Here is a 15,610-nt window from a genome sequence, read left to right on the forward strand (position 1 = left end):
GATGAATTCAGTTTTCTTGATAGCCAAAAAAGAAATACTAATTGCCCTGCGACAAAAGGTAATTCGTGCTCTTGCAATTGTGATAATGGTATTGCTAAGTGTTGCATTATATGCTGGATATGTAGCATATGATCAGCAAAAAGAAGTAATAGAAAATGCACGAAAAGAAAAAAGAGAAGAATGGCTTACACAAGGAGATAAACACCCACATATAGCAGCTCATTATGGTACTTTTATATTTAAACCCAAAACCATTTTAAGTCTGTTTGATTTTGGATTAGATACCTTTACTGGTACTTCTGTATATCTAGAAGCACACTATCAACACGAGTTTATGTTTCGTCCTGCACAGGACCATAGTAGTATGATACGATTTGGAGAACTTAGTGCAGCACTCGTATTGCAAATCTTGGTTCCACTACTCCTTATTTTTTTAGCATTTCCTGCGTTTACCAAAGAAAGAGAAAGTGGTACACTCAAATTGTTAATTAGTCAGGGAGTATCCTGTACTACTATTGTATGGGGGAAAATAGTAGCGTATTTAAGTATTCTTATATCAATATTGGCTCCGTTTTTTGTAATAGCATTTGTGTTATCTACCATGCTGGCAAATTCTCAAACCATACCAGATATAGCAATTAGAGTAGTATTATTGGTTATCATTTATGTAGTATACCTCCTTATTTTTGTTGCTTTTTCGGTGTGGATATCTATGCGGTCATCTACAAGTAAAAATTCATTACTTACCTTATTGACATGTTGGATTTTGTTTATGATTATTATTCCAAAAACAACAGCTAATTTTGGAGAAAGTATGTACCCGTTACCCTCTATGAAAATCTATAGAGAAGCCATTCAAAAGGATATCAAAAATGGGTTAGATGGTAAAGCTTCAACAAGTTTTAGGCAGAACCAATTAAAAAAAGAATACCTACAACGGTATACAGTAGATTCAATTCATAAACTTCCTTTGAATTTTGAAGGAGTACGTATGCAGGCAGGAGAAGATTATGGTAATAAGGTATATGATGTGCATTGGGCAAGGCTCAAAAAAATATTTGATAATCAAAACCGTATTGCCAGTTTATCAAGTTTTATCACACCATATCTTGCCATACGTAATTTATCAATGGGGCTTACTGCAACGGATTTGTATACCTCGATTCATTTTCAGAAAAAAACAGAGAAATACAGGAGAGAATTGGTAAGAAAAATGAATAATGATATGGCTCAAAACTCTAGATATGGAGAGTTTTATGAATACAAAGCAGGTAAAAATTTATGGAATTCGATCAAGGAATTTGAGTATACTACAATGTCTGCCTATGAGATAGTATCACTATATAAAACAGAGTTAATATCTCTATGTTGCTGGGCGGTATTGATCTTTTCTCTTTTAGGGTATTCATCTCGTAAAATCAGACCTGTATATGAATAAGGTAATACTACTATTAATACGTTATGAATGGATTTCTTTTGTTAGAAATACTTTTCAATTGCTGATGTTGGGGTGTACTTTTTTGTTGGGATTATATGCAATTTATTATGGTCAGTCAGAAATAGAAGTACAACGAGAAACCATACAAGATGTAAAAGATATAGAAGAACATGAGTTTCATCAATATCAAGCTAGTTTTAAAGAAGAATTAGGGTCAGAAGGAAAAAAAAATCAAATAGCATCAGATCCGTCATATGCTTGGCATAGACATGGATATCATGCAGTACTACATCCTCATGATTATGCAGCATTAGCCATTGGTCAATGTGACTTACACCCATACTACTATAGACTTACAGGAATGAGTCTTCATTACCAACTTTTTGAAAACGAAATTGCCAATCCAGTAAAGTTATATGTAGGTAATTTTGATCTGTCATTTGTGTTGATTTATCTTTTTCCATTATTAATTATAGCATTTACCTATAGTTTATACGCAGGAGAAAAAGAAACAGGAATATTACCCTTGTTACACATTCAATCCATAAGTATCAGAAAGATTCTAATTGTGAGATTAGGATTTTATTTTTGCTTAATTACAGGACTAGCATTGTTTATTTCGATAATAGGCCTTGTTTCTTCTGGAAATATTTTTGCTCCAGAAAACAGGCTTGCAACCTTGTTTTGGATTGTTGGAGTTATCATTTATTGTGCATTTTGGTTTGCAGTATTATTTTGTATTGTTAGTTTTAAAATGAATTCTTCTTTTACTGCAATAAGTGCGGCAGGAGTATGGCTTTTATTTCTTATTGTAATACCTGCAGTACTTAATGTATTAATGTCTTCACAGTATCCATTAAACAGTACATCTCTAGCCGAAATTACACGTAGGACAAGTTTAGAAAATGAAGAAGATGAGAACGAAGCAAAAGAAGTCATACATGAATTTTTAGATCATAATCCACACCTCAAAGGATCAGATACACTAATACATAATAATACACTAGCAAAAGCATATGCCGCATTAACCTCATTAAAAGATATGCATAGCAAAGAGGATGTAGATCATTATGTGGGTCAGGTATATAAAAGAAACCAATGGGCAGCAGGTTTACATTGGATCAACCCAGCAGTCAATATGCAAGGAATATTTGTACATATTGCCAAAACAGATCTCAATACCTATCATCAATTTCACTCTTCTATAGAGTCGTTTCATCGCGCTATTTCTGATTTTTATTTTAAGAAATTGTTTTGGGATAAGCCAATACAGTTAGAAGATTATTCCAGTCTCCCTTCTTTTAAGATGAAAACAAATGAAGTAAAATGGAAAACTCATATTCTTTGGAGTATGACAAAAGTGGGTATTACAATGGTATTCTTTTTTGCGGTAGGTTTTATAAATATAGAAAAACAAAAAAAATGAAGAAATGGATTTGTAGTATTCTTGTATTCGTGCAATATAATATGATTGCTCAACAAACGAATCAAAATTTTCCTCCTCCAGATACTCCTCCTCAGATTCATGCAAAACGAGTACAGGGTACTATAAAAATTGATGGGAAATTAACTGAGTCTGATTGGCAAAATGCGATACCAGTAGATGATTTTTTTAGAATGGAACCCAGACAAGGAGGAACCTATAAACATAAAACAGAAGTCAAAGTGCTATTTGATGAAAAGTACTTATATGTAGGAGTTTTTTGTGAGGATTCATTAGGGCAAAAAGGAGTTCGTGTTCAAGATTTGAGGAGAGATTTTAGTGAAGGAGAGAATGATATTTTTAGTATTCAATTAGACCCTCAGAATCTCAAACAATACTGTGTCTCTTTTCAAACAACCCCTTATGGTAATCAACGTGATTTACAAAATTTTAATGATACCACAATAGATAATGATTGGAACGCCTTGTGGTCTGTGCGTACCCATAGAACAGATAAAGGTTATTTTGCAGAATTTGGGATACCTTTTGCTTCTCTTAGATATGATAATCAAAAAAAAGGAGAAGATGTTGCTTGGGGAATTACATTTAGTCGATTGGCAAGAAGAGATTATGAGCGTACTGTTTTTCCTGCAATTCCACAATCCTTTTCTCAATATAGAATGACATATGCCGCTCAGATAAAAGGATTAGAACTTCCTGATTCTGGAGTTAACCTTAGGATAGAACCATATTCCTTATATAAATATACAACCACAGATATAGAAGGAGAAGAAAACTCAGAAAGTAATATAAAGTTCGGAGGGGATTTGAAATGGGCGATAAGTCCGCAATCTGTGTTGGATGTAACAGTGAATACAGATTTCGCACAAGCAGATGTGGATAGGGCAGTTAATAATCTAGAACGATTTAATATTTTTTTCCCAGAGCGAAGGCAGTTTTTTTTGGAAAACTCGGGAATATGGGCTGGGGCATCCAGCGAATTAGTGCGTCCGTTTTTCAGTAGAAAAATAGGGCTAGAAGGAAGATTTAATGCAGTTCCTGCTCCAATTGATGTAGGAACACGGTTTACTGATAGAAGTGATAAGCGTACACTTGCAGGGCTATATATTCATCAAAGAGAGACTGATAATTCCCCAGGAGCTAATTTTGGAGTATTTCGGTATTCACAGAATTATGGCAAAGAAAATAATATAGGAATAATGATTAATCATCGTCTGGATGAGAAAAACAATGTGTTGGCTGTTGACCAAAATAATAATACAACCACTACAATAGACGGATTGATCAGATTAAAAGATAAATGGACAATATCGTATCTAGCCTCGGCAACATATGACGAGCAAACTAGCAAATGGGGGCAGGCAGGAAGTATTTTTTCAGAATATAGTAGTAATAGGATGAAGTGGGGGTGGTCTACAGATTTTGTAAGTAAAGACTATGACTCCAAAACTGGTTTTGTTTTTCAAAATGATGTTATTAGACATAATCCTGGAGGGTATTTTATCCTTAGACCCAAGAAACTTCCTTGGATTAGACGATGGGATCCTGGTTTTTTTGCCAGATATCAACATGATTTTCAGAATCCAGAAGAATTTCAGCAGGCGAGCCTGTATCTTTTTCCAGTCTATATATTTTTTAAAGACAACAGTTTTGTAGAATATTCTGTAACTCCCTCTTGGCAAAATATAAATTTTGATTTTGAACCACTGGGATTGTCTATCGAAAAAAAACGTTATTTCTATACAAGGCAATTTATTAGGTACAATTCTGATCGATCCAGAAAATTATCGGCCTCAGTCAAATATGAATGGGGGGATTTTTATAATGGAAATAGAAAGACTGTTACTGCTGGTATGCGATATGCTCCTTTACCACACGTTGCTCTAACGGCAGATTATGAGCATAATTCACTCAAAAATATTGGAGTACAAAGAGAAGATTTAAAAACAGATCTATATTCTGCTAGTCTTAGATTGGCACTCTCACCCAGAATGCAAGTATCTTCTTTTTATCAATACAATTCGTTTGATAAACGAGGAGGGTGGAACGCAAGGCTTAGTTGGGAGTATATGCCATTATCTTTTATTTATTTGGTATTTAATGATACTCAAATAGACTCATTTGATCCAGTACAAAGAAACCAACAATTTATAAGTAAAATTACTTTTCTGAAACAATTTTAAGATGTGAATAAACGACCTGACATACTCAAAGATAACCTCTGGAAACTGATGTGGAAACTTTCTTTACCTGGAATATTAGGAATGATGGTCATTTCTATTAATTCATTGGTAGATTCTATATATGTGAGTTATTTTATTGGGGCAGATGCTTTTGCTGGGGTTTCATTATTATTTCCTCTTACATTGGTAATAACCAGTGTAACCGTTTTTATAGCGGCAGGGTCATCTTCGGTTTTAAGTAGAGCTATTGGGGCTGATGATAAAGAGACACAACAAAAAGTACTTCCTAATTTGATTGCGCTCTCTATGATAAGCTCTATTATTATCATAGGAGGTGGTGTATTTTTTTCTGAAGAGTTGGTTGCAGTAATGGGAGGTACAGATGCGATGTTTGAACATGGTATTTCTTATTTTAAAGTATATATACTAGGTGCGTTTTTTAATATTTATGGTCTTTCTGCAAATGGACTTATAAGATCAGAAGGAAAGATTAAACAAGCGATGACATTTACAGTGATGTCTGTAATATTGAATATTATGTTGACACCGTTGTTTATTCATACGTTTTCAATGAGTATAGAAGGAGCTGCTTGGAGTAGTATTGTGTCAATGTTGATATATGCAATAGCAACGTCACTTTATTTTATAAAAGGAAAAGCCTCGTTTAATACTGGCAGATTTAAAATAGGTATAGAAAAAGACATTATAAAAGATGTGATGAATATAGGAACCTCTGCTTTTGTTATGCAATTATCTAATGTGGTCAAGCAGTTTTTTTTGTTTAGAACATTGACATGGTATGGAACACCTCATGATATTACTTTTTTTAGTGCAGCTTTTAGGTTGTTTTCATTTTTAGCAATACCCGTTTTAGGATTATTACAACCGATGCAGCCAATTATCGGGATTAATTACGGAGCCTCTAATATAAAAAGGTGTATAGAGGCTGTAAAGGTGTTTAGGATAGGAAGTATTTTATTTGTAGCAGTGTTAATGATTCCAGTACTGTTTTTTCCAGAATATTGCATTCAATTACTTTTGCCAGATATTGTTTTAAGTAGTGCTGATATTATTAATTTAAGAAGTATTCTAGCAGTATTACTTTTATTACCTATTGCATCTAGTGGCATCATTCTTTTTCAAGCAACAGGTAAAGGTAAATTGGCAAGTTTATTACCAATAGGAAGACAGGTTGTATTGTTTTTACCCTTGATATTGTTTTTACCTAGATTGTATAATGTAGATGGAATATATTATGCTTTAATACTAGAAAATGTACTGTATGCATTACTAGTATGGATTGTATCTAGAAATGAATTAAGAAAGTTCTCAGAAGGAATTTCTACAGAGGTAGCTCTTGGGAAATAGAAGTATTTTTTTGATGCTTATTTTTTTTGAGCAACGATGTGAAACACATGCCAATGTTTTGTTTTACCAGAAATTGTTGTTCCTTGTTTTTCTATTTCTTTATTAAAGTGAAGATGATACTCTTTGAACAATTCATTTATTTTTTCGACAGTATGAAAAGTCATTTCAGGATTAGAGTTCCAAGAATCATTATGGCCAAATAAATGACCACTAAAAAAACCATTTTTAGGTATGGCAGAAGTAATTACATGCCATAATTTTTCAAAATGATCTGGATGACAAAAAGGTAAACTGAAAGTAGCATTTATAAGATACGCATCAGGAAGAGTGTCAATATTTTCAAAAGCACGTAAATCGAGTTGAAGTTGGTCTTTGTGCTCAACAGGAATATTGTCTTTAATTCTTAATAGAGCATCATTTTGTTTATCGATAGCAAGTACATTCCACTGTTCTTGTAGCATAGCAAAAGTATCTATACCATTTCCACACCCCAGATCAATAGCTAGCTTGTTTTTTATGTCGAGAGGTGTTTTTTTTAGAAACTCAAGAGTTTTGACCAGCGTAGCAGCAGGAGGATATTTTTTTTGATCAAAATGGTGATAGTGAGTGTTCCAAGAGTTATTCATTGGTTATATTTTAACTAGATAGACATCCATTACAAATACCATTAATAGTATAGTTTATTTTTTGAGCAAGAAATTTTTCTAAAACCTTAATCTTTGGGATTTTTATATCCTCTAGACAATAGGTGTTTGAGCATTTTTCACAGATAAGGTGTACATGCTCATCGGTATGTACTTCTTCTGGGCATTCATGACTACATAACGCATATCGTATTCCATTACTATCTTCAGAAGCTTTATGTAAAATACCATGTTTCTCAAAAGAATTCAGAGTTCTGTATATCGTTACTCTATCATGAGTTATTTTCATATGAGAAATTATTTCTTTGGCAGATAATGCATAAGAATGGTTCATGAAAATTTTAAGCATTTCAATTCGTGCAGAAGTCTTTTTTAATGCATGAGACTTTAATAATCCTTCTATCTTTTTTTGTGTATTCATGAATGATAAATATTCAATAAGGTTCAATAATAGAGAAATAGTACCTCATTATTTATGATAAGAACCTCTGTTTTATTCTGTTTAATTCCCTTTTTCAAAGATACTCATAATTTTATGAAGAATATTTATATATAGTAAGAACTGTATGAGGTGTTTTTTGTAAAACGCTGTACGTTAATAAGTAATTAGGAGAAGTGGTTAGTCTTAATGATTTCTTTATAAAGACAAAAACGAATGGAAACCCATTCGTTTTTGTTAAATATTATAAGGTGTTGGGGGTACACTTATTAGAATTTATAACTTATAGCCAATCGGCCATTAATTCCTTCTCCAGCTGGGATTTGCCCTCTCAATGGGGATGCCCATTGTGATCTGGCAGGTAAAAAGTCTTTGTTGAATAAGTTGTTTATTCCTAGAGATATAGATATTTTTTCGGTTGCTTCATAGGTGCTCGAGAAATTAACTAACGCGTAATCATGTACAGGAACTTCTCTATATCTGAAAGAAAAAGTACCGTCTGTTTCTGTTGGGTTGAATCTCTTTCTGCTTCCTACATGTAAAACACGGATAGAGGTAGATAATTTACTGAAAGGTCTTACATTGATATATGCCGTTATTTTTGGAGGAGAAATAACATCGCCACCTATATAGGTTAAATTGGTAGAATCGTCAGGACTATGTTTTAACCCTTCTACATAAGAATAAGAAGCTCCGAATTGTAAGTTATCATGTAAGAATGTAAAATCAGCAGATACCTCTGCTCCATAAATATTTTGCGGGTTTTCTGATTGTTCAAATCTATTGCTATCATCATTAAAAACTAAACCAAGACCAAGATTAGAAGTGCTATAGTATCCAACAGCTTCAAATCTTACATGTTTGAATTTTGATAAGAAACCAAATTCGTAATTATTAGTGATAATAGGACTAGGGTTAATGTCATCAACACTATTAGCTGTTGCTCCTCTAATTACTCTTCCTATATCAGGCAATGAAAACCCTTGAGAAAAACTAAAATAAGGAATAAATTCATTATTTTTAATATATCGTATACCAGCGTTTATAGAGGTATTTCTAAAACTAAGATCGCCTCCGCTTACATCAGCAGATTCTCTGAAATTACCATCTCTTCTAGGAGAATATGGTAAAGTTGAAAAATCATCAATAACTATTCTCATATCATCATGACGTATTCCTGTTTTAAGTACCCAATCTTCTTTGTATTTGAATTTTGCTTGAACAAATGGGGCAATACTTAATAAATCTAAATCTGGAGTCCATATACGACCGTCAAGTAATCCTTGGTTGGTTTTGTCTTTTAGTAAATCAAGACCATATGTAAAAGACATTTTAACAGGGATATCCAGATGTAAATCAGTGTGTAAAATTGGTCGAAAACCAAACTTATCTGTGTTTACCACAGTTTGCCCTCCGTTTTCAAAATATTCAGAATAAAAGAAGATGTTTTTTCCTTTTTGATAATATAGATCGGCATCAAGTTTTGTAGTACCATTAAATATTTCGTTTAAGGTATACTTTATTTGTGCATTGGTGGTTGTAACTCCAGTATCATCCCCTAATTTTGGGTTTTCGTCAGTAGGTAGTACTCCTATCACAGGGGTAATTCTACGATCTCCTGATGCATTAAAAACCTCTAACTCTCCTCTTGTAGGTACAAAAGGACTATCTTGTCTTGAATTATAGTGATTTATCATAGCATTAATAGTCTGCTTATCATTAATTTGATAGCCTATTTTTCCTAATACACTAAAGATTTTAGAATTATCTAAACCGTATGTTGGAGATAATGGATCTCTATTTGCATCATATTTATTCCCCGTTTTTTCAAAACTTCCTGAAACGTAATATGAAAATTTATCTAAATTACCAGTAAGTGATTGTTGAAGCCCCCATCCAAAGGCATCATCAGTTTTGGATAAGTTACTAGTTGTCCATGCGTTTGAGGTTCCCGTAATTAGAGCATCTTTATTAGTTTTCTTTGTAATGTAATTTACAATACCACCATCACCACCATTACCATAAATAGCAGCAGACCCTTTGATGACTTCAATTCGATCAATATCATAAGGTTGTACACTTTTTAAGTCAACCAATGAATTTCTTAAGGGAGTAGATTGCGGGATACCATCTACCAAAACTAATAATTGGCGACCACGCAGGGTTTGCCCCCAATTAGAGTAGGTTCCAGAACTAGGAGCTAATCCTGGTACTGCAAATTCTAAAACATCATTAATATGCGTGGTATTTGTAGATAAGGTTTTTATTTGTTCTGAACTAACCACTGTAATAGATGCAGGAATTTCAGATAGTTTTTCTGGAGTTCTGCCGACAGAGGATACGATAACTTCATCTAATTGAGAGTTAATTTCTTCTAAAACAAAATCAACTTTTATATTTCCTCCAGAAGTAATCATAACATTCTTTTTCGATGTCATATAAGACATATAAGAAGCTGTTAATGTATATTCACCATCTTCAACGGCAGCAAAGCTGTAATTTCCATTTGCATCTGTTGTAGTACCTTTTTGAGTATTACTTAATATAACATTCACATATTCTAGAGGAGTGCCGTAGGGGTCAGTAATTGTTCCTTCAATACTTCCCGTTTGTGCAAAGCTATTTGCTATACAACATAGCATAATAATATATGGGTAAAATTTCTTGACTGTAATCATAAACTATTATTTTTAATAAATCTAAATAAAAACAACAAAAATACACTCTTAATTTAAAAATGCAATCTTTTTTTTGATTGATTGTCAGTTCACCTATATTATTTTATGAGATGAAATTGTAATTAAGATTTACTTTTTATCTGAAAGTAAAATAACGAGACTTTTATAGTAAATTTTTTATAAGAAACTTTTGTTTACGAGGATTTATTTTTATTTTTTTTATGAGTTGAATTTTCTTTGTTTTATAGATATAATGACTCCAAAAGGGGTATGATATGATTTATTGAAGATAAAAACGTATTTATATTTTTTTAAATACATCAATTAACTTCTTGAAATACTTTTTTATATAAGTTTTAAGGATTGTTTATCTTTTTCATGTATGATTTTATAATTCCTTTGAGTATAATTTAAGGCTCCATATAAAGAAGAAAAGATGTTTTTTGAGAAATTAATTAAACAAAAAAGAAACTTTTATTTTACTCTTTTCTATAAAACTCTATTATAACAAGAGGTACCAAAGTAACAACGTTTGAGAATTTTCCATTTCTTTTTTTATTGATTGAATTTGACTTCAAAATGATTTCAAAATTTATAGTATAAGTTTTTTTAAGACTTTACTTTTTATTTAAAAATTCTCTAATAATTCATTCATTAATTCGTTTTATAATTTGTAGTTTTGTTATTCTTATTTGATCTAAATAAGTATTATTTAATTTGAATCATTTATTAAATAATTAATAACAATTCAAAAAAAACAAGATGAATACTATTCGCAAATCGTCTAAAGATGAGTTGTTGTACAATACGAAGTCAGAAATGATAGTAACCAATATCATTAGAAATAGAAGAAGCATATATGCCAATGAATTTACGGGAGAAGATATTCCTGATAAAATTTTACAAGAAATTTTGGTGAATGCGACATGGGCTCCTACTCATAAGATGACTGAACCATGGAGATTTATTGTTTTTAAAGGAAAGTATCTGGAAGAGTATGGACAATACGTGTCTGAATATTACAAGGAATATTACAAGGATAAGTTGTCTCATGATGATTTTATAGCAAAATGTGATTTTCTTAGAGAGTATCCATTAAAAGCAGCATGTATGATAGGTGTTATTTTAGATAAACACCCCAAAGCTAATCTCCCAGAGTGGGAAGAAGTAGCTGCTGTTTCTTCTGCTGTTCAGAATATGGCTCTTACTTGTACCGCATATAACATAGGTTCGTATTGGAGTACCCCAGATAGCGCAATAGATTTTGTGAAAAAATTTGGGTTGAAAGAAAACGAACAATCTTTAGGACTTGTTTTTTTAGGATGTTATGACCATACCAATCATCATTCAAAAAAGAAAAGAAGCTCCATAGATGAAAAAGTTTCCTATATGGAGTAGCGTATACACAAATTAACTTAAAACCTATAGTAACATGAATGACCAAATTTTGGTGGAAGCACCAAAAGTAGCTCCTGTACAAGAGCTATTTGACAAAAATTTCTATAAAGATATTTTTCATGAAAACTCTGAAGAAGAGTATAGAAAAGTAATTGATATGGCTAGAGACTGTATCTCTGGTTTCTTACAAAACAATAAAACCCCTTTTAGTGGTGTAAAACCTGCAGATTTATTATCTGTCATTAATACCATTGATTTTGATACCCCATTAGAAAATTATGAAAGCCTTTTTCAAGAGGTAGAATCGTTGTATGTAAATCATGCGACCACATTTCACCTTCCCAATTATATAGCCCATTTAAATTGCCCAGTAGTTATCCCTGCATTGGCAGCAGAAGTTTTGATTAGTGCAATCAATCCATCTCAAGACACCTATGATCAAAGTGCAGGAGGAACTTTTATGGAACGAAAACTAATTGATTGGACTGGGGAACAGATAGGATTTGATGCTAATTGTGATGGAGTTTTTAATTCAGGGGGCTCTAATAGTAACCTTATGGGACTTTTATTGGCTAGAGATTATTATTCTCTAGAGAATTTAAAACACAATATAAAACTAGATGGAAACCCACCAGAAGCCAGTAAGTTTAGAATTTTTGTTTCTGAAAAATCACATTTTAGCAATCAAAAAAATTCTTCTCTTATGGGGTTGGGAGAGCAAGCTGTTGTAAAAATAAAAACAGATGAGCGTTTTAGAATAATTCCTGAAAGCCTAGAAGAAGCTATTATAAAAGAAAGAGAACAAGGGAATATCCCAATTGCAATTATAGCAACTGCGGGAACCACTGATTTTGGAAATCTAGATCCTCTATATGCAATAGGAAAGATTGCCAAGGCTCATGATATATGGTATCATATTGATGCAGCATATGGTTGTGGGTTATTACTTACTGATAAGTATAGGTTTTTATTAAGTGGAATTGAATCGGCAGATTCTGTGACAGTAGATTATCATAAATCTTTTTTTCAGCCAGTAAGTAGTAGTGCGCTCATTGTTAAAAACAAATATCACCTTAATATTATCAAGCATCATGCAGATTATCTTAATCCTAATGATCAGGATTATGATGAGTTACCAGCGCAGGTGAATAAATCAGCAACTCAGACTACTCGTCGTTTTGATGCTCTCAAACTTTGGTGTACGCTACGATTAATGGGTAGAGAAAAACTTGGGCAATATACAGAAGTTATTATTGAGACAGCAAAAGAAACCGCAATGCTATTAGATGCTCAGAGTGATTTTGAGTTATTAAACCATTCTGATTTAGGAGCATTAGTATTTCGCTATATACCCAAAAGTGAAAAAGAATATAGTGCTAGTGCAATGAATAATCATATCAAGAAGACCATGTTTTTTAAAGGAGAAATTTTGGTAGCAGGAACCAAAGTTGATAGTGAATTTTATTTAAAATTCACTATGCTTAACCCGCTCACTACACTGAATCACATAAAAAATATACTTAAAAATATAAGAAACCATGGACAAGAGTATTTACAAACCGTCTAAGATATATACAGAAGCAGAAGAAGTCAATTTTACAGCTTTATTAAATAGCTATTGTAGAGAATTTACTAATTGGAGTAAGTATTATGGAGTTCCAAAATATGATGATACTCTCAAAGAATATATAGGATCGATAGAGCATTTGCTCTATTTGAAAATTGATTTTTCTGAGATTGGATATGAAGTTTATGTTCCTCTCAAGTATTTTTCTGAGACAGGAATACATTCTTTCTCTTTTCCTGTAGTTGAAAGAAATTTGGAAAAAGATGTCATCAAAAAAATAGCGTATTCTCGTTTTTTAGAATTAACTTCTTGGTATGCAAAATCTGAATTTCCTGCAATAGATAAAACATTTACACAGCAGTTAATGACGAATAGTATAGAGAACTTAGATACATTTCTTACTTCTTTTCAAGAATCAGGATTAATGATTAATAGTCCTTATCTATCTTTTATAGATGCAGAACAGTCTTTGATTTTAGGACATAGTGTACACCCATTAACAAAAACTCGTGAAGGCTTTTCTGATGAAGATTTGTTAAAATATTCACCAGAAACCAAAGGGCGGTTTCAACTCTATTATTTCTTAATTCATCCCGATAATGTAGATGAAAAAAATGCTGAAGGTGAATTGCCATCTCAATTTTTGAGAGAAGAAATACTTGCAGGAGATAATGATTATGCAAAAAAAGTGATAAGAGAAAACCCTGAATGGAAACTAGTTCCATCTCACCCTTGGGAAGCTACATATCTATTAAACCAACCCGAGGTAAGAGAAATGAAAGATATGGGGTTGTTAATTACTATTGGAGAATTAGGACCAGATTATACAGCAACATCTTCTGTAAGAACAGTGTATAATGAAGATAGTGATTGGATGTATAAGTTTTCTTTGCATGTTAAAATCACAAATTCTTATCGTGTAAACTATGCTCAAGAATTGTATAGGGGGTATGAAGGTAGTTGCCTTCTTAAAACAGCGTGGGGGGAGGGAATAAAAAAGGATTTTCCTGAAATGAATTTTATTACTGACCCAGGGTATATAACAGTTTCCCATAAAGGAAGGTTTATAGATGGCTTTAATACAAGTATTCGTAAAAATGATTTTAAACATACAAAGGCTAAGAAAAATGTATCTTTATTGGCAGCAATATGCCAGAACGGAATATTAGGAAATCCTTCTCGTATAAAAACTATTATAGAAAAAGCCTCTGTAATACAAGGAACCTCCCTAGAAGAAACTGCAAAAAACTGGTTCAAAAAATACTTTGATGTTGGGATAAGGCCATTGATAGGGATTTTTAATAAATATGGATTTGGGAGTGAATATCACCAACAAAATGTATTATTAGAATTAGGAGAAGATTTCTTTCCTTCAGCTATTTATTTTAGAGATAATCAAGCCTTTTTCATTAGAGAAGAAAAAAAAGAAGAACTTTTAAAAATACTTCCTGATTTTGGTAAACAAGGAAAACCATTTATTCCACAATCTAGAATGCGTAGGTACTGGGATTATTATGTGATCTCTAATAACCTTTTTGGAGTAATAAATGCATTAGGTAAGAATGGATTGGCGGATGAGTTAGATTTGATACGCATTACTTATGACAGCTTTAAGGCTATCGAAAACCTTGATACAACAGGGTATGTCAATCATTTTCTTACGAGTCAAAGGCTAGGTATCAAAGGAAACCTTCTAACAAACCTTAATAAGATGGATGAAGCTACTGCATCTAGAGAAAATCCAGCAATATATCGCTCGTATTATAACCCATTGAATACTTATTTCTATTCAAAAACCTTATTATCTCCAGAATCCAAAGAAGTGGTTTATAGTCGTTATTTCTCTAAAGAAGATGTGACAATAAGTATTCGTCCTATAAATCTTGAAGAGGATTTAGAAATGTTACACGAATGGTTTCATCGAGATCATGCTAAGAAAATATGGCAAATGGATTGGCCGATTCGTGAGTTGGAAGCTTATTATAGAAACTTGATCGCAAGTAATGTGATTTATAGTTATATAGGAGAAGTAGATGGGGTACCAACATGCAATTTTGAGGTATATTGGCCTATTAGAGATATAGTAGGTGATTATTATGACGTATTACCTACTGATTACGGGACGCATCAATTTATAGCACCTACAGATCCAAAGAAAAAATTTGTCTCTCTTTTTACCCAATGCATGATAGATTATGTTTTTGCACAACCAGAAGTTGGTAAGATGATTGGAGAAGGAGCAGTAAACTCGTTAGCTTCAATGATGAATAAAGCACATGTAGGATTCAAAATAGAAAAAGTTATAGAAATGCCTCATAAGAAAGCAAACCTTAATTTTTGCTATAGAGAGTGGTATTGGGCCAAGTTTCCACAAAATAAGGGGATCAAAATAAGCCCTGTCGCAGAAAGACCAACCGAAAATTTATTATAAACACAAAAAAAGAATATAAC

General features: G+C 32.4%; 10 protein-coding genes. 7 read left to right on the top strand and 3 right to left on the bottom strand.

Translation table 11 applies throughout. The annotated features are described in order from the left end of the window. Window position 1 precedes the first annotated feature (1 nt). Genes DG508_RS09005 through DG508_RS09020 form a run of 4 tightly spaced genes read left to right on the top strand, consistent with a single transcriptional unit; the run spans window position 2 to window position 6,433 of the window. Entirely contained in the window at window positions 2-1,438 is a 1,437-nt protein-coding gene (locus tag DG508_RS09005) for an ABC transporter permease (RefSeq protein WP_108867829.1), read from the top strand. Beyond that, window positions 1,431-2,864 (top strand): DUF3526 domain-containing protein, encoded by a 1,434-nt coding sequence (locus tag DG508_RS09010; RefSeq protein ID WP_108867830.1) that lies wholly within the window; start codon window positions 1,431-1,433, stop codon window positions 2,862-2,864. Before DG508_RS09005 ends, DG508_RS09010 begins: the two co-directional genes overlap by 8 nt. Continuing rightward, window positions 2,861-5,065 (top strand): DUF5916 domain-containing protein, encoded by a 2,205-nt coding sequence (locus DG508_RS09015; RefSeq protein ID WP_108867851.1) that lies wholly within the window; start codon window positions 2,861-2,863, stop codon window positions 5,063-5,065. The genes DG508_RS09010 and DG508_RS09015 overlap by 4 nt, the downstream gene beginning before the upstream one ends. 3 nt (window positions 5,066-5,068) lie before the next feature. Continuing rightward, window positions 5,069-6,433, top strand: a complete 1,365-nt coding sequence (locus DG508_RS09020; protein ID WP_108867831.1) for an MATE family efflux transporter — start codon at window positions 5,069-5,071, stop codon at window positions 6,431-6,433. 17 nt (window positions 6,434-6,450) lie between these two features. On the opposite strand, the gene DG508_RS09025 is transcribed toward DG508_RS09020, so the two are convergent. From DG508_RS09025 to DG508_RS09035, 3 genes are all read right to left on the bottom strand, one after another. After that, window positions 6,451-7,059: a class I SAM-dependent methyltransferase gene (locus DG508_RS09025; RefSeq protein ID WP_108867832.1), complete on the bottom strand. Its 609-nt coding sequence runs from the start codon at window positions 7,057-7,059 to the stop codon at window positions 6,451-6,453. A gap of 10 nt (window positions 7,060-7,069) precedes the next feature. Further along, window positions 7,070-7,498 carry a Fur family transcriptional regulator gene (locus DG508_RS09030; RefSeq protein WP_108867833.1) on the bottom strand — a complete coding sequence of 143 codons (429 nt, stop codon included), beginning with the start codon at window positions 7,496-7,498 and terminating at the stop codon, window positions 7,070-7,072. A 287-nt stretch (window positions 7,499-7,785) separates the two neighbouring features. Continuing rightward, window positions 7,786-10,194: a TonB-dependent receptor gene (locus DG508_RS09035; RefSeq protein ID WP_234418204.1), complete on the bottom strand. Its 2,409-nt coding sequence runs from the start codon at window positions 10,192-10,194 to the stop codon at window positions 7,786-7,788. Window positions 10,195-10,956: 762 nt separating this feature from the next. Between DG508_RS09035 and DG508_RS09040 the strand changes: the two genes are divergently transcribed. Genes DG508_RS09040 through DG508_RS09050 form a run of 3 tightly spaced genes read left to right on the top strand, consistent with a single transcriptional unit; the run spans window position 10,957 to window position 15,590 of the window. Further along, window positions 10,957-11,592, top strand: coding sequence for a nitroreductase family protein (locus DG508_RS09040; RefSeq protein ID WP_108867834.1), 636 nt, complete (start codon window positions 10,957-10,959; stop codon window positions 11,590-11,592). A gap of 34 nt (window positions 11,593-11,626) precedes the next feature. Further along, window positions 11,627-13,159: a pyridoxal phosphate-dependent decarboxylase family protein gene (locus tag DG508_RS09045; RefSeq protein WP_108867835.1), complete on the top strand. Its 1,533-nt coding sequence runs from the start codon at window positions 11,627-11,629 to the stop codon at window positions 13,157-13,159. Beyond that, window positions 13,131-15,590, top strand: a complete 2,460-nt coding sequence (locus DG508_RS09050; protein WP_108867836.1) for a GNAT family N-acetyltransferase — start codon at window positions 13,131-13,133, stop codon at window positions 15,588-15,590. Before DG508_RS09045 ends, DG508_RS09050 begins: the two co-directional genes overlap by 29 nt. Window positions 15,591-15,610 lie beyond the last annotated feature (20 nt).

The sequence above is a fragment of the Aquimarina aquimarini genome (genome assembly GCF_900299535.1).
GTDB classification, from domain to species: domain Bacteria; phylum Bacteroidota; class Bacteroidia; order Flavobacteriales; family Flavobacteriaceae; genus Aquimarina; species Aquimarina aquimarini.

Excerpts from the sequence above, each read along its gene's own strand:
- DG508_RS09005 (WP_108867829.1), top strand. The coding sequence starts at position 2 with ATGAATTCAGTTTTCTTGATAGCCAAAAAAGAAATACTAATTGCCCTG.
- DG508_RS09010 (WP_108867830.1), top strand. The coding sequence starts at position 1,431 with ATGAATAAGGTAATACTACTATTAATACGTTATGAATGGATTTCTTTT.
- DG508_RS09015 (WP_108867851.1), top strand. The coding sequence starts at position 2,861 with ATGAAGAAATGGATTTGTAGTATTCTTGTATTCGTGCAATATAATATG.
- DG508_RS09025 (WP_108867832.1), bottom strand. The coding sequence starts at position 7,059 with ATGAATAACTCTTGGAACACTCACTATCACCATTTTGATCAAAAAAAA.
- DG508_RS09030 (WP_108867833.1), bottom strand. The coding sequence starts at position 7,498 with ATGAATACACAAAAAAAGATAGAAGGATTATTAAAGTCTCATGCATTA.
- DG508_RS09035 (WP_234418204.1), bottom strand. The coding sequence starts at position 10,194 with ATGATTACAGTCAAGAAATTTTACCCATATATTATTATGCTATGTTGT.
- DG508_RS09040 (WP_108867834.1), top strand. The coding sequence starts at position 10,957 with ATGAATACTATTCGCAAATCGTCTAAAGATGAGTTGTTGTACAATACG.
- DG508_RS09045 (WP_108867835.1), top strand. The coding sequence starts at position 11,627 with ATGAATGACCAAATTTTGGTGGAAGCACCAAAAGTAGCTCCTGTACAA.
- DG508_RS09050 (WP_108867836.1), top strand. The coding sequence starts at position 13,131 with ATGGACAAGAGTATTTACAAACCGTCTAAGATATATACAGAAGCAGAA.